General features: G+C 43.0%; 16 protein-coding genes and 1 tRNA gene. 12 read left to right on the forward strand and 5 right to left on the reverse strand.

Annotated features, from left to right (window positions below; translation table 11 throughout):
• Window positions 1-13: 13 nt before the first annotated feature.
• On the reverse strand, window positions 14-673 hold the full coding sequence (minC, locus tag LDO37_RS05060; protein ID WP_126609968.1) for a septum site-determining protein MinC: 660 nt from the start codon (window positions 671-673) through the stop codon (window positions 14-16).
• A gap of 177 nt (window positions 674-850) precedes the next feature.
• Here minC and LDO37_RS05065 point away from each other — a divergent pair, with 177 nt between their 5' ends.
• Together LDO37_RS05065 and LDO37_RS05070 are read left to right on the forward strand one after the other, a co-directional pair.
• Window positions 851-1,126 carry a YcgL domain-containing protein gene (locus tag LDO37_RS05065; RefSeq protein WP_126609969.1) on the forward strand — a complete coding sequence of 92 codons (276 nt, stop codon included), beginning with the start codon at window positions 851-853 and terminating at the stop codon, window positions 1,124-1,126.
• 27 nt (window positions 1,127-1,153) lie between these two features.
• On the forward strand, window positions 1,154-2,122 hold the full coding sequence (locus LDO37_RS05070) for a lytic murein transglycosylase (RefSeq protein ID WP_126609970.1): 969 nt from the start codon (window positions 1,154-1,156) through the stop codon (window positions 2,120-2,122).
• A gap of 90 nt (window positions 2,123-2,212) precedes the next feature.
• Here the strand turns inward: LDO37_RS05070 and folD are convergent, their stop codons facing one another.
• Window positions 2,213-3,067: a bifunctional methylenetetrahydrofolate dehydrogenase/methenyltetrahydrofolate cyclohydrolase FolD gene (folD, locus tag LDO37_RS05075; RefSeq protein ID WP_101113559.1), complete on the reverse strand. Its 855-nt coding sequence runs from the start codon at window positions 3,065-3,067 to the stop codon at window positions 2,213-2,215.
• Between the two features lie 200 nt (window positions 3,068-3,267).
• Between folD and LDO37_RS05080 the strand changes: the two genes are divergently transcribed.
• Together LDO37_RS05080 and LDO37_RS05085 are read left to right on the forward strand one after the other, a co-directional pair.
• A tRNA-Arg gene (locus LDO37_RS05080) sits at window positions 3,268-3,344 on the forward strand.
• A gap of 157 nt (window positions 3,345-3,501) precedes the next feature.
• Window positions 3,502-3,996, forward strand: a complete 495-nt coding sequence (locus tag LDO37_RS05085) for a DUF2867 domain-containing protein (protein ID WP_126609971.1) — start codon at window positions 3,502-3,504, stop codon at window positions 3,994-3,996.
• A 58-nt stretch (window positions 3,997-4,054) separates the two neighbouring features.
• On the opposite strand, the gene LDO37_RS05090 is transcribed toward LDO37_RS05085, so the two are convergent.
• From LDO37_RS05090 to LDO37_RS05100, 3 genes are all read right to left on the reverse strand, one after another.
• Window positions 4,055-6,550 carry an ATP-binding protein gene (locus LDO37_RS05090; RefSeq protein ID WP_126609972.1) on the reverse strand — a complete coding sequence of 832 codons (2,496 nt, stop codon included), beginning with the start codon at window positions 6,548-6,550 and terminating at the stop codon, window positions 4,055-4,057.
• Window positions 6,551-6,713: 163 nt separating this feature from the next.
• Window positions 6,714-8,435: a methyl-accepting chemotaxis protein gene (locus LDO37_RS05095; RefSeq protein WP_126609973.1), complete on the reverse strand. Its 1,722-nt coding sequence runs from the start codon at window positions 8,433-8,435 to the stop codon at window positions 6,714-6,716.
• 144 nt (window positions 8,436-8,579) lie between these two features.
• On the reverse strand, window positions 8,580-9,707 hold the full coding sequence (locus LDO37_RS05100) for a GGDEF domain-containing protein (protein WP_126609974.1): 1,128 nt from the start codon (window positions 9,705-9,707) through the stop codon (window positions 8,580-8,582).
• Between the two features lie 693 nt (window positions 9,708-10,400).
• Here LDO37_RS05100 and LDO37_RS05105 point away from each other — a divergent pair.
• From LDO37_RS05105 to LDO37_RS05140, 8 genes are all read left to right on the forward strand, one after another.
• Complete coding sequence (locus tag LDO37_RS05105) at window positions 10,401-11,129, forward strand: response regulator (protein WP_126610259.1); 729 nt, start codon at window positions 10,401-10,403, stop codon at window positions 11,127-11,129.
• Between the two features lie 28 nt (window positions 11,130-11,157).
• The gene (locus LDO37_RS05110) at window positions 11,158-12,594 is read left to right on the forward strand and encodes an ATP-binding protein (protein ID WP_126610260.1); all 1,437 of its coding nucleotides are present in this window, start codon (window positions 11,158-11,160) and stop codon (window positions 12,592-12,594) included.
• 156 nt (window positions 12,595-12,750) lie between these two features.
• A complete protein-coding gene (locus LDO37_RS05115) occupies window positions 12,751-13,998 on the forward strand; it encodes an ABC transporter substrate-binding protein (RefSeq protein WP_126610261.1) in 1,248 nt (415 codons plus the stop codon).
• A 176-nt stretch (window positions 13,999-14,174) separates the two neighbouring features.
• Window positions 14,175-15,098 (forward strand): carbohydrate ABC transporter permease, encoded by a 924-nt coding sequence (locus LDO37_RS05120; protein ID WP_101113567.1) that lies wholly within the window; start codon window positions 14,175-14,177, stop codon window positions 15,096-15,098.
• Window positions 15,095-15,952 (forward strand): carbohydrate ABC transporter permease, encoded by an 858-nt coding sequence (locus LDO37_RS05125; RefSeq protein ID WP_101113568.1) that lies wholly within the window; start codon window positions 15,095-15,097, stop codon window positions 15,950-15,952. Before LDO37_RS05120 ends, LDO37_RS05125 begins: the two co-directional genes overlap by 4 nt.
• A 4-nt stretch (window positions 15,953-15,956) precedes the next feature.
• Complete coding sequence (locus LDO37_RS05130) at window positions 15,957-17,066, forward strand: ABC transporter ATP-binding protein (protein WP_126610262.1); 1,110 nt, start codon at window positions 15,957-15,959, stop codon at window positions 17,064-17,066.
• Window positions 17,067-17,246: 180 nt separating this feature from the next.
• Window positions 17,247-17,672: a hypothetical protein gene (locus LDO37_RS05135; RefSeq protein WP_126608275.1), complete on the forward strand. Its 426-nt coding sequence runs from the start codon at window positions 17,247-17,249 to the stop codon at window positions 17,670-17,672.
• Window positions 17,673-18,092, forward strand: coding sequence for a hypothetical protein (locus tag LDO37_RS05140; protein ID WP_126608276.1), 420 nt, complete (start codon window positions 17,673-17,675; stop codon window positions 18,090-18,092).
• Window positions 18,093-18,097: the final 5 nt, after the last annotated feature.

Here is an 18,097-nt window from a genome sequence, read left to right on the forward strand (position 1 = left end):
CAAATTTTCCTTTTTAAATCGTGAGGGTGTCGATTGTCAGTTGGTCTTCATGCATGCTGAGCATGATTTTTTTCTGCCAATACGTACTGTCAATTTGGTCACTGAGCCAATAATTCCCTGCAATGGAAATCAGCTCAGCCTGTAAATCGTGGCAAATGATCTTTGCTTCTTTTTGCCCGCTGGCTCCAGCGATGGCTCTGCCTCGCAAAGAGCCATGGATATGAATACTGCCATCGGCAATCACTTCGGCACCAGCACTAACATGGTTCAATATGACCAAGTCACCATCTTTCGCATAGATTTGCTGACCAGAGCGAATAGGAGTACGTACGATTTTAGTCGGTGCCATTTGGGCAGGAGCGGTGGTGGTCTTACTTGACGACATAACGGCAAACCCAGCTTCTTTTGCTGAAGATTGTGCACGTTTGTCTTTGCAACCAGTCACGCCAACAGGGATCATTCCTGTTGAAAGAACCCCCGCTTTTAACTGCTGAAAATCGACATCACCGGACATTTGTTCGATGTTAAGCACTACTGGCGCATATTGGAAAAATGCAGGGGCTTGTTCGACTTTGTCGTGTAGAAAACGTACACTCTCGCTCACGTCAGTGCCTGACAGGTGAAGGACAGATAACGTAAAACTGCTACCTTTTAAATCCGTGGATGTTGTCATGATTAAATTTCAAACAATTTGGCTTGGGCTCAAACCCTAAAATGGTAGCATGTTATATTTCTACACAATCCTCATCAAGCAACTTATTGTCAAATAGACGCTTTACGTTCAAAATCTCTTAAACTTTACGAAAACTTCACTTTTTAGCGAAGAAAAATACGCAAGAATAGGTCCCATATGTTGTGTTCTATCTACAAAAGCCCTAAAAAAGAAGGGGCATACCTGTACATTCCTAAGAAAGATGATTTTTCTGAGGTTCCGCAGCCTTTAAAAGACATGTTTGGTAAACCTGTCTTTGTTATGGTCATCAAAATTGATGGTCGAAAACTAGCGCAGGTAGACGTAGAAAAAGTAAAAGAATCAATGGAAAATGAAGGGTATTTCCTTCAGCTTCCACCACCACCAGAAAACTTACTAGAAAAATATAAAGAGCAGAAGGCGAAGCAAAAATAATAACGCTAGCCGCTCAGGGAGAAAGGCTTGAAAAAACTACTCGTTGCTTTGTTAGGTTTGGGCTTGAGCCATTCGGCAATTGCCCAGCCTGATTTTGATGAATATGTCACAGGGCTGAAAGCAGAAGCCTTAGAGAAAGGGATTTCTCAGTCAATTATTGATAAGGCATTTGAAAACGTCACCTATAAACCAAGAGCCGTAAAAGCAGACAGAAACCAGCCGGAAAAAAAGCTGACTTTGGATGAATATATACCCAGAGCAGTACCTAGTTGGAAGGTGAAGCAGGCTAAAGCGCTTTACAATAAACATTATGCTGAACTGAAACGAATCGGTGATGAGTATGGAGTTCAACCAAGATTCATTGTTGCACTCTGGGGAGTGGAAAGTAACTTCGGAAAGCTTACGGGTGGTTATAGCGTGATAGATGCGCTCACTACGTTGTCTTTTGATGGTCGCCGTGAGGCTTTTTTCCGCAAAGAAACCATGGCAGCGCTCACGATCCTAGATCAAGGGCACATTCTTCCTCATAAAATGAAAGGCTCATGGGCTGGGGCAATGGGGCAGTGCCAATTTATGCCTAGCTCCTTCCTTGCGTATGCCGCCGACGGCAACAATGATGGGAAGAAAGATATCTGGAATACTAAGTCAGATGTGTTCGCTTCTACAGCCAATTATTTAAGCCAATCTGGGTGGAACGACAAGTACACCTGGGGGCGTCAGGTCACGATACCCGCAGGTTTTGATATGAACCTTGAGGGGCGTCAGAAAGCCAAAGCAAGAACATTGGCAGAGTGGAGCAAGTTGGGTGTGACTCGAATCAACGGTAAAACACTTCCTCAGCCTAAAGAAGATATTGATGCGTGGTTAATCATGCCCGATGATGAAAATGGTCGCGCTTATCTGATTTACAATAATTATCAGGTGTTGATGAAGTGGAATCGCTCATACTATTTCGGTATCGCGGTAAGTCATCTAGCCGATAAAATTGTGCAGTAATAGTTTTTGAAGCTCCAAGAAAAAGCGAAGCATCAGTGCTTCGCTTTTTAGTAGGAATAATGGATTGCAGATTCAACTGAAAGCTGAATGTTAGCTGTTGTATTGTTCGCAGGCCAGCATCGTGTTTTCGATAAGGCTTGCAACGGTCATTGGACCAACACCACCAGGTACCGGTGTAATAAAACTCGCGTTTTCCTTAGCCACATCGTATTCAACATCGCCAACCAATTTACCTGAATCTAAGCGGTTGATGCCGACATCAACAACAATTGCCCCTTTCTTAATCCAAGCGCCAGGAACAAAATTTGGCTTGCCAACCGCAACCACAACCACATCTGCTTGGCGGACGTGACTTTCTAAATCTTTCGTGAAGCGGTGACACGTCGTCGTTGTGCAACCTGCAAGCAACAACTCAAGCGTCATAGGACGACCAACAATATTCGATGCGCCCACAACAACGGCGTGCTTTCCACGTAACTCGATATTGTAGCGATCCAGTAAAGTAATGATGCCTTTCGGCGTGCATGAGCGAAGTTTAGGGATACGCTGAGACAAACGACCCACGTTATATGGGTGGAAGCCATCTACGTCTTTATTGGGTGTAATGTGTTCTAAAACTTTGGTGCTATCGATGCCTGCTGGTAGAGGGAGCTGTACAAGAATACCGTCGATTTCACCGTCTTGGTTTAATTCATCGACCAAAGCCAATAGTTCTTCTTCTGAAGTTGTGGCAGGAAGGTCAAAAGACTTAGAAACAAAGCCGACTTCTTCACATGCCTTACGCTTGCTGCCTACATAAACTTGAGATGCTGGATCTTCACCAACTAAAACCACGGCAAGGCCTGGTGCGCGTAGCCCTGCATCAGTACGTGCTTTTACACGTGCTGCAACTTCTGAACGAACAGTTTGAGAAATGAGTTTGCCATCAATATTTTGAGCAGACATGGTATTCCTTGAGGTTATGGGGCTGAATTTTTGGCGTATTGTCGCAAAAAAAGATGACAATATCTATTGCGCAAACGATTGCTAGCAGGGCTTTCGGTGTGTTTTTCTCCATTCCGGCTTTTTTTTGGTCATTCGAATCAGAATGTTAGATAAATTCGTTGACCTTGTTCAATCATCTCGTATAATCCTTTTCCTGTAGCGCGCCCTTAGCTCAGCTGGATAGAGCACGTCCCTTCTAAGGATGTGGTCGAAGGTTCGAATCCTTCAGGGCGTGCCATTATTTGAAACCCCTGATAGCGAAAGCTGTCAGGGGTTTTCTCGTTTTATATGTTACCTATGAAAACCGTCAGCACAAGATAGGTAACTTTACCTACGCGCTGTTAATACCCTAGATGTTACTCTTCACTTAATTTTGTTGAATTAGGGAAGAGTTCATGACATTTCAATCAAATGCTCAAATCCACCAGTTTATATCTGGCGCTTATTTCCACGATACGTTTACAACATACATTCAAAACCACAACCAATCCGCGATGGATGTGTACATCGAGTTGATGAGTAAATCTCCTCAATGGGTAAACGCGCTGATGGATCTGCGAAATAGAATTGTGGGTGTCTTCGGGTTAAAAAACTTGGGAAAGATGCGAGAACTTCAAAGTGATAAAAAGGCGGCTGACTATCGTGTGGGTGACCGAGTGGGTATCTTCACATTGCACTCTGTGAACCGGCAAGAAGTGATTCTAAAAGACAACGACAAACACCTTAACGTAAAAGTCTCTTTCTATCTGGAAGATCTGGGAGATAGGATCCAAGTCCACGCGACGACGGTTGTCCACGTTCACAACAATCTTGGCCGATTGTACATGTTGTTTGTTACGCCAGCGCATAAGATCATCGTGCCGTCATCACTGAAAACGCTTACTTCATAATGGTCGTTTGAATTTAGCACAAACTCCTGCGAGTGAATCACAGTGAAAGCGAAACCGCCTAGTCACTAACGGTCTCTTTCACGCCTTCGACGTATTTTTCCATCTTAGCGACGAAGACAGCTTTGGTGAATGGCTTGGGTAGGTAATCATCCATACCAACATCAAAGCACTTTTGAATATCGTCTTCTAATACGCTCGCTGTTAACGCAATGATGGGGATCGGATTTAAACTGTTTTTTCTTTCGTGAATACGAATTTCTTTTGTTGCATCAAAGCCATCCTTTACTGGCATCATGCAGTCCATCAAAACCGTTGCAAATTGGTTTGGGTTTGCTTGGTAGGCATCGACGGCTTCTTGCCCGTTGTTTGCTATAAAAACTCTTAATCCCATTCTCTCCAAATTGATCTGAGCAACTTTTTGGTTTACTGCATTATCTTCAACCAATAGGATTTCAGGTGAAACATTGGTATTGGCTTCCATTGAAAAATCATAGGCAGAAGCTGCATCGGGTGTATGCTGGCTCACACTTTCTTTCAACACGGTAAGAAGGCGTAAGCCGAACAATGGAGCGGTTAAATAGCCGTCGACTAAATGCTCAAAATTATAATGTTTTTGATGGTTATTTCGGACTAATACAATGGGTAATTCTGGATGCGTTAAACGAATTTGCGACAGTAAAGCATGGGTAGGTTCTTCCTTCATCTGGCGGCAGAGGATAACACTACTTTCCGGCATATCTGGTTCGCTATTGTCCATATCGTACGTTGAATATGACACACCAAAATGCTTCAGTTCATCACAAATAGCCGTGTCTTCTTCAATATTAACGAGATAGACAGCAGGTAGGTTACTAATTGGCAATTGATGCCCTAACTCGACAGGACAGGTGATTTCAAACTTGAACTCACTGCCTTTTCCTTTTTCGGAAACGAGCGTCAGTTTACCTCCCATCAGTTCGACAATCTTGTCACTGATGGCTAAGCCAAGACCTGTGCCGCCAAACTCTTTTGAGGTGTCTGAATTTTCTTGTTCGAAAGCGTGAAAGATTTTTTTCTGTTGTGAAACATCAATTCCTATACCAGTATCGATCACTTGGAACAGTAAAGTGATGCTTCCTGAATCCATTGCGCGACTAGACAAAATGAGAGAAACAGAGCCTTGTTTGGTGAATTTAATCGCGTTTGAAGCGAGGTTCATCATTACCTGACGAAGCTTGTGCTCGTCTAACTTTACGTGCTCAGGAATGGAGGTTGAAACATCGACGTTCAATTGAATACCCGACTGATGCGACTTAGGCGCAATGAGAGCAGCCGTATCGTAAATGACTTCTCTAACGTTCGATGTGTGCGGTGATATTTGAAGTTTTCCAGATTCAATTTTAGAGAGATCCAGCACGTCATTAATGAGCATGAGCAGAGTTTGTGAAGAAGAATCTATGGTTTTTAGATAATCTTTTTGAATGGCGGAAAGGCTTGTGCCTTTTAGGATTTCAGCCATACCGATGATGCCATTCAATGGTGTTCGAATTTCGTGAGACATATTCGCTAAAAATGAACTCTTAGCTCGGTTGGCTTTTTTCGCCTCTTTTACCGAATATTTGAGCATATTCTCGATCTTCGAAGCGTTAAATATCAGTATCAGAAGCGAAATGACGGAGACGACCAGCATAGTCACGAATAAGAAGAAACGATAGGTTGCGATACTTGCCTCTGAAGCATTGATTGCGGTATCTACGTGCTTGCTTAATTCAAAAAAGTTGGCTTCTATAGAATGCGCGTTTTTACGAAGCTCGCCATGTTGGCCCAGTGTTTCGTCTAGCCCTAATACACGAAGGCTAAACAGTAAGTCATGAATTTGCTCGGATATCTGCTCAATCAAAGTAATTGAATAGATATTTTCCTCATCGGGTGATAAGTCGTTCTTTAGCGCCATTAAGCTATTGATAATGGCTTTCTTTTCGGAAACGTCCTTTTTATATAGGCCTTTCAGGAGTTTGTTTTCGACTTGCAGTAGGAAGGTTTGGTTAGCACCCATTTCAAGTACAAGGTGTTCCGTTTCGGCAATAAGTTGTTTTACATTTTGAGGTGATTTACCCAGCTCTAATCTGAGTTGAGCAAGATTGAGCAGTAATCTATCGACCAACCCAGAGGTCGGTTTGTAGATATGCATATAAGTAACAGAAAGCGAGTTGAATCCGTCTTTATATTGCCCTACGGAAGTGAGCGTTCTTTTAAGATCATCTCGAACATTAATATCGACTTCGGCGCTTAGGAGATAAATTTCATTGAGCGCTTGAGATAATTCTGCGATCTCGGATTCAAACTGCTCGGTGTATTGTTCAGATTTCCTTGCGAGAAAATCTTTCTCATGGCGGCGCAGTTGAAGCAATGAAGTATGTGCTTTGGTAATGTCGTGGCGAATTGTGCCCAAGATGTCTTGCTGTGTATTGAAGTATCCATTGGCAAATACCCATACTAGGAACAAGGCAAAAATAGTCACAATTGAGAATGCGATCTGACCTTTAATTGAATTCGAGAGCACTTTTATGATCATGAGTATGCAACAGAAGTGAAATTATCTACTTAACGTAGAAAGAGTTGAGCTTTTTTTAAAGGAAAACAATGAAGTAATTGATTGAAGTGTGACCTTTACGTGACAAAAAAAAGATGCCTTCAAAAAAGGCACCCTTTTGATACAAATATTGGAAGTGCTGTACTTACATATTTGCCAGTTCTTTTGCGCGCTGATCGAGGTTGGAGGCCGAATGCTCAACTTGCTCAATTGAATGGGCCACTTTGTTGGTAAGGTCGTTAATTTGCGTCAGGCTTTCATTTATCATGTTGGACACTTTTGACTGCTCATCGGTCGATTGTGCAATCTCTGAGTTCAAACTGAATATGGTACCTGTCGTGTCTTTAATTTTAACGAAGACTTCGCCAATTTTATCAATGCTTTCATGCGCAGTACCCATTAGGGTTGCGGCTTGGTTAATGGTACCACCCATCGAGTTTGTTTTTTCTTGTAGGCTTGCAATGATCTCTTCAATTTCATTGGTCGAGTCTTGTGTTCTTTGCGCTAACGAGCGAACTTCGTCTGCTACTACTGCAAATCCTCGACCTTGTTCACCCGCACGCGCAGCTTCAATTGCAGCATTGAGCGCCAACAAGTTGGTTTGTTCCGCGATGGATTTGATGACGTCTAGTACACCAGATACTTGAGCACTTTCTGAAATCAACCCTTCCATTGCTTGCTGAGTATGACCAAATTCACTTTGCAGTGTGGTCATTGAGTCGACAGCGAGCTGCATTGACGATTGACCTTCACTTACGTTCTTATCGTTTTGGGAAGCTTCATTTTCTGCCGTAACGGTAACGTCCGTGACACGTGTTAATGCTGTTGCCATTTCTTCTACAGCGACCAATACGGAGTTCGTTTCTTGGGTGAGTGTATCTGAGTTCATGCGGCTTTCAGATACCACACCATGCGTTTCCGACGCGAGATCTTGTACATGCGAAGAAATACGCGAAGAGGTTTCTTTCGTTTTATGCAAAGATTCCAGCATGCTGTTAATTTGTTTCGCAATTTCACCGATTTCACCCGAACCCACGTTTTCAATTCTATGGCTTAAGTTACCACTAGACTCAATGGCACTAAGTTGTTCACTCAACGTTGTGACCGGCTTAGTGACAACACGATTCACCATAATGAAGCCAATGACGGATACCACGAGCATCGCTGCCATCAACGCAAGTGTAATGGTCACGGCGCCTTGGAGCTCACCAAAGTCGTTTTGTAGATACCCCAATGTACGAGCTTCTAATTCAGAGAAGAAACCATCGATGGGCTTCATGATTTTCGCTTTTTCTACATGGTATGTCTTACTGTGAAGCAACTCTGCCGCCATTGATGTGTCGGGGTCACCTTTGACCGTGTACTGACCTGAATTTGGATCAAGGAAGATACCCTTAACAGCGTTCATTGCTTTTACTTCCAAATTCACTAAGGCATCGGAATTGCTTTGCGCTTCTTTTAACAGCGAGAATTCTTTGTCGGAGAATCCAAGATCTTTCATTCGCTGTTGGATAGATACCGTAATACCATCTGGCTTGGGCTTTTCACCATAATTGATGACCAAATCCCAATATATCTGGTGGTATTTTTCAGGAAGAGGTTTTTCGCCATTACGAATAGCGAGGATGTCCATGTACATGCTTTCATAGTCGGCATTTGCCGTTAGTGCATAGGTTCGAGCAAGTCTTGTTAGATCATCCGAACTTTGTCTGAGCTCGTCAGCAACCTGATAAGAAGCATACCTCGTCTCGGATGTCTGTTTTAGCTTTCCTGCAGAGCTTAGAATATTAAACCCCAATAAAAAAGTGACGACAGATATGACCGATATGGCGCCGAAAACGTAAGCCATAATTGCTCTGGTTTTCATATAATTTCCCTCTATCCAACACAATTGCAATAAGTGTAGTTCAAGAATATTGATTGTTAGAAAGATCTAGGGGAATTTGTTTTTAAGCTCGAAACGAGATGCAGTAAGCAACTGAGTAAGTATGAACTTACGAGAGTATTGGCACTATTTAGCGATTTCTGACGATGACGTTGTGGCGTTTTTATCGTTATCTATAGGTGCGATAACCACTTGATTTCGGCCCAACAGTTTTGCTCGATATAAGGCTTCATCTGCCCGTTTCAGAGTGTCTGCTACCGAGTCTTCTGACTGGAATTGTGACACACCAAGGCTGATTGTGATTTCTAATGATTGGCTACTGCTGTAAAGCACTGCCATACGGATTTTTTCGGCAATGACTTTGGCATCATCCAATGCAACGGGAAGAACGATCAAGAACTCTTCTCCACCATAGCGCCCAACACATGAGCCTTTGGGTAAAAAATCGGCTTCAAGGGTTCTCGCTAATTCAGAGAGGACGGCATCGCCCATAAGGTGCCCGTAGGAGTCATTCAGTTTTTTGAAATGGTCGACATCGCATAAAACTAAACTTGCATGTTCGGAGACCTCATTCACTTGCCTCGATTTTTCTAAAATCACGCGATGGTTAAAGAGGTTTGTTAGGCTGTCACGTTCTGCTAAGTGTCTCAGCTTTTCTGCGTAGCTATGGGCACGCATTGCTTCCATACGGTAGCGGTAGACATGACCCGACATCATAACCATCAGCAGAATCATAACTGCAAAGTAGGAGAATTGCTGATCAAGAAAACGTGCATGATCAGAGGTATAATGGATAACCCAATCTGGAAAATACGTTTCGATACTGAACAGTATTGAAGGGAGACACACTGCAAACATGATGAATGGCCACCGCAATAAAGACATCTCGCGTAATACACTTTGGGTATACAAGGCTGTGACTAAACAATATAACGCGGTAGGACCATATGAACCTGAGTTAGAAAACCATGTTATTGGGATGATAAAAACCATTAAGCAAGTAGCAAATAAAATCGCCACGACTCGATAATGATCTTTGAATCGAGAGTAATACCACATGATTCCCATTAAACAGGCAGCAAAGTAAAGGATGATCGAAAAATGAATGGGTGTGATGTTAGCAACGGTATTAAATACACCTACGATGACTAAAAATACCGAGGTGAGTAAAAGAAATACGTGGTGAACTCGTTTGAATACATCTTCACTTTCGCCAGATATCCAACGTGTTACTTGGTTTAATTTTTTCAGCATATTATTCAACAGATTGACTTTCCTGAAATTAACCAATTCGTGTAATACCTACTTTAACGCAGCGGATGAGCTTAGCCTGCGGGCGGTGACACATCGAAACGAGAATGTGCTCAGATTCTAACAAATAATTTATAAAGACCTCAATATATTGAGCGCTTTATCGCATAATCTATTAAACCTTAGCCATATAAATGAGATCATATGTCATACAAATATCCCATCATAAATTTGAATTATAAATTTCTAAATTTGCTTGAAATATTTGTAATTTTAATTGTCTGTATAACATGATTAAAATCTAATCAACAGAGGAATGTTATTAAATAAAAACGATGATTTATTCAATGTGGTTGTATTTTGAGCCCTAGAATAAATGGCTGGTTTGAGTATTTCGAATGAATTAGTTAAATGTTTTTTGTCGCTAATAAATAAGAAATCAAAGCTAGATGCTTGAATTTTATTCACTTAATGTCGTTCCCAAATGCAAATTTTTGAGTGTATAAGTTCATATTATATTTATATAGGCTGATAACAACTTCAAACTTTGTTGATAAAAATACCAAACCCTAATTTATCCAAGCTAAAATCATTTTATCTTTGAAAGTGTTGGATTATATCCAATGAGCCTAAGTTTACTTGGGTATACATTACTTTCTCTCTTAGTAAGGCACTAACGTGTAAAAGGCAAAAGATATGCAGATAAAAACTCATATTCTGGTTGTGGATGACGACAGTGAAATCCGGGAGTTGCTGGAAGAGTATTTGTCTAAAGCTGGCTTTCAGGTATCCAGTGTGGAAGACGGAGAAGCCATGGCTGAATTTTTACAGCAGCAAGGGTATCCGGATTTAATCTTGTTGGACGTAATGCTCCCTGGTGACGATGGATTTACTCTGTGTCAGAAGGTTCGAAAGCAATCCAATGTGCCTATTATTATGCTGACTGCGGTGTCTGACGAAACGGATCAAATCATTGGTTTGGAAATTGGCGCGGATGACTATATTGCGAAGCCGTTTAGCCCTCGTCAATTAATGGCGAGAATTAAAGCGTTGTTAAGACGAATGCATGTTCAAGAAGATGAGGCCAGCGCATTACCTTCATTATCTCGAAATATCGTGTTTGGTGATTGGCGGTTAGACACGCTCTCTCACCGTGCAACTCACTCGGATACCCATGAGACAATCGAATTCTCGGGCAGCGATTTCGCTTTGTTGATGTTGTTTTTGTCTCACCCAAATGAAATTTTAGATCGCGATACCATTTCTATTGCGACACGTGGAAGAGAGGCCCTCCCAATGGAACGGGGTATTGACGTACAGTTAAGTCGATTGCGTCAACGCCTTGGTGACAAAGGGAATAAATACATCAAAACCATGCGTGGCAATGGCTATATGTTTACGGCAACAGTTACGTATGAGCGATGACGGCAATCGATAACAGGAATCACGTTTTATGAAGCTAAAATGGCCGAATTCCCTCGTTGCTCGAACTTTACTGTTAACGCTGTTGGCGGTTGTGGTTGCACAAGGGATTGCAACTTCTATTTGGTATTCGCAATCCAAGCAACGAGAATATGAAGGTATACGTTCGGCATCGGAAAGTATGGCGAATATGTTTGCTTCAACGGTCACGTTTTTTCAATCCCTTCCCAGAGAGTACCGCCATATCGTTTTAGATCAGATTCGGAATATGGGAGGGACTCGATTTTTCGTTTCGTTTAATGAAGAACAGCTATCTATCGATCCGGTGGCGGAATCTCGTTTAAAGCGTATTTCTGTTGATGCCGTAGAACAAGTACTCGATAACAAGCTTCGGAAAGTGCATCAAATAGACGTAGAGTTTTCACGCCCAGATACGTTGCGAATCTTAAAAAATGATATTCGCCTTAGCGATTTGCCTCGCTCTTGGGCGCACCACACCTTAACGCTGGAGCCGCTCAACCCACCTATTTTGGTGGTGCAAATAGAGCTGGACACCAACCAGTGGCTTTATATTGCCGCATTGCTTCCTGCGCCATACATAAGCTTGGACGACACGATCATTGGTAGCGATCAGGTATTGTTTCTGGTTTTCTCAACCACACTGCTGCTGTTGCTAACCTATTTATTGGTTCGTCGTCAGGTTCGCCCGTTGAAAAGACTGGCAAAAGCAGCGAACGACATGAGTATCGACGTGGAGCAGTCTCCGCTGGTGGAAGAGGGGGCGAGTGAATTGGTAACGGCAACCCGAGCATTCAATCGCATGCAATCTAGGATAAACCGTTATATCACCGACAGAGAGCACCTGTTCTCTGCCATTTCACATGATTTAAAAACTCCCATCACACGCCTAAGAATCCGTGCCGAACTACTGGAAAACGATCAAAAGCGGTTTAAGTTTAACCGTGATCTTGATGAACTGGAGATGATGGTGAAGGGAGCACTCCAGTGTGTACGAGAGACCGATCTGCATGAGAATAACGCTCAAGTGGATCTAGCGGACATGTTGGCATCGATTGCGGAAAGTCATAATCAGGAAAGCACCAAAGTTTTCTTACCAGACACGCCTATTCTGCCCATTTGGGGCAAACCACTTGCCATGAAACGGGTACTCACCAATCTCATCGATAATGGGGTCAAATATGGGCATCGCGTACATGTCTATGTCTATGACCACGAGGATCGCCTAGAACTCATCATCCTAGATGAAGGGCAGGGCATTCCTGAAAGCAAGCTGGATATGGTATTTGAGCCATATTATCGCCTTGCCAATGACAAAGATGGGCACGGTCTAGGGCTAGGGATTAGCCGAAATATCCTCCACGCACATGGTGGAGATCTCATTATTTACAATTCTCTCAAAGGCGGTCTGGAGGCAAAAGTCCTTATCCCACATGACCCTGAGCTCTAATGTAACATCTTCGTTACATTGGGCTTACCCTTTGTTTCAATCTTCTGTTTTTTCCATGTTTAGACTTAGGGCAAATGAGGAAATGCTCGGTAGTATCCTTTTCCCCGTTTTTGCTTAATCCAAGGCTGCAAAGCCAAAATAACATGGACGATAACAATGAAAATGAATAAAACTCTGATTACCCTATCATTGCTAGCTGCGACATCGTACGCACAAGCTGGCGAAGTAGAAGTGCTTCATTGGTGGACCTCTGGCGGTGAAGCAAAATCCGCTGCTGTACTGAAAAGTAAGGTCGAGGAGCAAGGTCACTCTTGGAAAGACTTTGCTGTTGCTGGTGGCGGCGGTGAAAGTGCTATGACAGTCTTAAAGACTCGTGCGGTATCAGGTAATCCTCCTTCAGCCGCTCAAATTAAAGGACACGACATTCAAGAGTGGGGTGACCTTGGGTTTCTAACCAGCTTAGATGACGTGGCAAAAGCGGAAAAATGGGAAAGTAATCTTCCAGAAGTTGTAACAAAAGTCATGAAGCATGAAGGTCGTTTTGTTGCCGTCCCTGTTAACGTTCACCGAGTAAACTGGCTGTGGGCAAACCCAGAAGTATTAAAAGCGGCAGGTGTTTCTGTTCCTAAAACCTTGGATGAGTTTTTTGCTTCCGCAGAAAAAATCAAAGCTGCAGGCTACATTCCACTCGCTCACGGTGGTCAACCTTGGCAAGACGCGACAGTATTTGAAGCCGTAGCCCTTGATGTACTTGGCAGCGCTGACTACAACAAAGCGTTTGTTGATCTAGACATGGATGTGCTGCAAGGCTCAAAAATGGTTGAGGTGTTCGAGAAGTTCCACAAGATTCGTGATTACATCGACAGCAACTCCCCAGGCCGAGATTGGAACGTAGCGACATCAATGGTCATTAATGGTGACGCGGCTATGCAAATCATGGGTGACTGGGCAAAAGGTGAATTTGCTGCGGCAGGTAAAATGCCGGGTAAAGATTACATTTGTGCGCCAGCACCGGGTACAGATGGTCAGTTTACGTTCAATATCGACAGTTTTGCCTTCTTTAAGCTGAAAAATGCAGACAATGAAAAAGCGCAAAAAGCACTGGCGAAAACCATTCTTACTAAAGACTTCCAAGAAGTATTTAACCTCAATAAAGGCTCAATCCCTGTTCGTTTGGATATGGACATGACCAAATTCGACTCCTGTGCTCTGGATTCAATGGCAACATTTAAGACCAGTGCAGACAGTGGCGATTTAGTGCCAAGTATGGCGCACGGCTTGTCTACAACCAGTTACGTTCAAGGTGCCATCTACGACGTAGTCACTAATTTCTTTAACGACCCATCAGCAAAAGCGGATGAAGCAGTTAAGAAGTTGGCAAAAGCCGTAAAAGCAGCCATTTAAGAACGGTTCAAAACCGGTAGTTTTTCGACCCACAGCTTCGAGATATCTACTGGTTTTGACATCGGGTTCACCCCGAAAAGAACACCCCCTGAGAGTCGTGCTCAAGATGAGTCCGCACTTTCCTCATGTACCGCCGCTTGCGGCGGTTCTGAGGGGCCCTCTAACAAGGATAAGTTATGGAGCATGTTTTGACAGTGCCTAAAACTAAATCGGCGCCGAAGCGCAGCTTTGCCGATAAATTACAAAACTGGCTGCCAAAAATTGTTCTGGCTCCGACTATGCTCGTCACTGTGGTGTGCATATACGGCTACATTTTTTGGACTGCAGCCTTATCTCTAACCAATTCCCGCTTTTTGCCTAGTTTCAACTTTGCTGGTTTTGCTCAATATGAAAAACTAATGGAGAACGACCGTTGGGTTACCTCGATCACTAATCTAGGTATCTTTGGTTTGCTCTTTATGTTTATCGCCATTGTCTTGGGTGTAGGGCTGGCTATTTTGCTTGACCAAAACATCCGTCAAGAAGGTGCGATACGTACTATTTATCTTTACCCGATGGCGTTGTCGTTCATTGTTACGGGTACCGCATGGAAATGGATTTTAAACCCAGGATTAGGCATCGAAAAGATGGTGCGAGACTGGGGCTTCACTGATTTTGAATTCAATTGGTTAGTAAATTCCGAAATGTCGATTTATACCTTGGTGATTGCTGCCGTATGGCAATCGTCTGGTTTTGTAATGGCGATGTTCTTAGCCGGTCTTCGTGGTATCGATTCATCCATCATCAAAGCTGCCCAAATCGATGGCGCGAGCTTACCAAGCATCTATTTAAAGATCATTTTGCCATGTTTGAGGCCTGTGTTTTTCAGCGCCGTAATCATTACATCCCACATTGCGATCAAGAGTTTCGATTTGGTCACTGCATTAACTGCGGGCGGACCGGGTTACTCATCTGATTTACCAGCACTGTTTATGTATGCGCATTCATTTACCCGTGGTCAAATCGGCTTGGGTGCCGCCAGTGCAATGATGATGCTAGCGGGTATTTTGGCCATTCTAGTGCCTTATCTTTACTCTGAGTTAAGGGAGAAAAAGTCATGAGTAAGCCATTCAACTTAAGCCGAGCATTCTTATACGCTGCTTTGCTGTTTTTCTGCTTGGTGTACCTCATGCCACTGTTTGTCATGGTGATCACCTCGTTCAAAACCCTGCCAGACATCAAAGCAGGTAACCTTATGTCTTTGCCACAAGAGTGGGTGTTTGATGCCTGGGGTAAAGCTTGGTCATCAGCGTGTACCGGCGTGGCATGTGAAGGGGTAAGAGGGTATTTCTGGAACTCGTTCCAAATGGTGATTCCAGCGGTCGCGATTTCTACGTTACTCGGTGCCTTTAATGGGTATGTAGTGAGTAAATGGAAATTCAGAGGCTCAAACCTGTTTTTCAGCCTGATGCTATTTGGGTGTTTTATACCGTTTCAGGTCATCTTACTTCCTATGGCAGCAACATTAGGGAAGCTTGGGCTCGCCAATACAACGACGGGTCTTGTGATCGTTCACGTTATCTATGGATTGGCGTTTACCACTTTATTCTTCCGAAACTTTTATATCGGTGTACCGGATGAATTGGTTAAAGCAGCAAAGCTGGATGGCGCAGGTTTCTTCACCATCTTCTTCAAAATTCTGCTGCCTTTATCGCTCCCCATCATCATGGTTACTGTGATCTGGCAGTTCACTGCAATTTGGAATGATTTCTTATTTGGCGTTGTTTACTCCGGTTCGGATACTCAGCCCATTACCGTTGCCCTTAACAACTTGGTGAACACCAGTACAGGGGTGAAAGAATACAACGTAGATATGGCCGCCGCCATTATCGCCGCACTGCCGACACTGATTGTGTATGTATTGGCAGGTAAATATTTCGTACGTGGTCTCACCGCCGGATCAGTAAAAGGATAAATTCATGGCAACATTACAACTCAACAAGATCCGCAAGACCTATCGCAATGCGGAGCAAGAAACACTAAAAGGCATAAACATCAGTATCGATTCAGGCGAATTTCTGATTTTAGTCGGGCCTTCTGGCTGTGGTAAATCCACTCTGATGAATACCATCGCTGGGCTTGAAGATATTACCTCCGGTGAAATTGTTATCGATGGTACGGATGTGGCGCAAGTGGAACCGAAAGATCGTGATATCGCGATGGTGTTTCAATCTTATGCGTTATACCCAAACATGACGGTGAGAGGGAATATCGCTTTTGGATTAAAAATCCGCAAAATGCCAACGGACGAAATCGAAGCTGAGGTAAATCGAGTTGCCGAAATGCTGCAAATTGATCACCTGCTTGATCGCAAACCTTCGCAGTTGTCCGGTGGCCAGCGCCAGCGTGTAGCCATGGGACGCGCCTTGGCTCGCAAGCCTAAGCTGTATTTGTTTGATGAACCATTGTCGAACCTAGATGCGAAGTTGCGCGTCGAAATGCGTACTCAAATTAAGCGCCTACATCAGCAACTAAACACCACCATTGTGTATGTAACCCACGATCAGATTGAAGCCATGACATTGGCGGATAGAATCGCCGTGATGAAGGATGGAGAGCTTCAGCAACTAGGCACGCCAAAAGAAATCTACAACAAGCCCAACAATATGTTTGTCGCAGGTTTTATGGGGTCGCCTTCGATGAACTTTATCCGCGGTAAGGTGGATTTGAATGAAGTTGATCACCCAGTGCTAAAAGTCACGGATGGTGAAGACAAAATTCATGATATTCGCTTGCCGGATTCGCTACGAACTCGTGATGGTCAGGAAGTCGTGATTGGCTTGCGACCAGAAAACATCACTGAACAGGTTGAATTAGGAAGCGTGGCTAGCGAACTGCCTCTGAAAATAGAAGTACTTGAACCAACAGGTCCAGACACCATAGCCATGGTGAAAGTGAATAATCAAGAAGTGGCTTGCCGATTATCTCCCGAGTTTGATGTGAAAGTGGGAGAAGTAACGAATTTGTACTTTGACCTTTCTAAGGCTGTGTTCTTTGATGCGAAAACGGAGATTCGTATCGAACAATAGGTTTAAGTCTTACCTTACAAGGGTTTGAAGCCTTAGCGTTTAGGCTTCATTTTATCTGTGACAACCAAAAGGCCGAGGGACCTTTTGTTGTTTTTGCGCCCCATAGTGGGCGCTTTTTTTATATACAACCTATATAAATAGATATAGCCTAATATGCACCTAGTTTTGTTGTGGTGTCGCATGGTAATTCGTTGGTTGATTTATGTTTTTTCTGTCTCTATTGCATTCTTATATCTTTCAGGTGTTTTCTATTTCTGGGAACCTGATGATATTAAAAAGGGTTCGTTTACCTATTATCTAAAGTTACCTAAAGAAGTTCGAGAGTTTAGTTGCTATCAATCAATTAATGATGTGACTTTTACTTATCGAGTGGCGGACGGTCTTAAGCCAGCAATTATCACTGCCAAATTCATACAAAATATCTCCCTTTATACATTGAGATACAAACTGCTGAAAGATGGCTTCCACTGTAAGGGCATTGATGGCAGCACCAGCATCAGATGTTCTGGAAAGTACGTTGATGGAGTAGTTTCTCTGATGATTCAGCGTCTTGTTGGAGTTGGGTTAGAAGTAGAAGCGACTTTTATAGGAGTCGGAGAAAGTTAAATGCAAATAACTAAAGAAGTTAGTAAGCGCTGGTTATTTTATCTACTGAGCACATTTTTCCTTGTCTATCTGTTGTGGTCTCTGCTTTATATTGATCAGTTATCAAAACAACTAACTACCGAAAAAACCAGAGTAGTGAGTATGGCTAGACACTTAGAATTGTGGAAAGAAATCACTGGTAACAATAGTGGGTACCTTAATCAAGCTGTGCTTTTGCAGGAAAACCAAGATATACAAATTACGCTAGTTGAGAATGCGGATATAGAAGATGGACAGAGATTCTATGCCATGTACTATTCAGAGGCGGCAAAGGAACAGGATTTTAGGCAGTATTTTTCAGAATTAGTTTTAGGTAACTATTTTTACATCTTGACGGATGCGGATGGAAAGATTCGAGAATTTTTCTGGGACAAGCCATAGATTTT

Source organism: Vibrio penaeicida (assembly GCF_019977755.1).
Classification (GTDB): Bacteria; Pseudomonadota; Gammaproteobacteria; order Enterobacterales; family Vibrionaceae; genus Vibrio; species Vibrio penaeicida.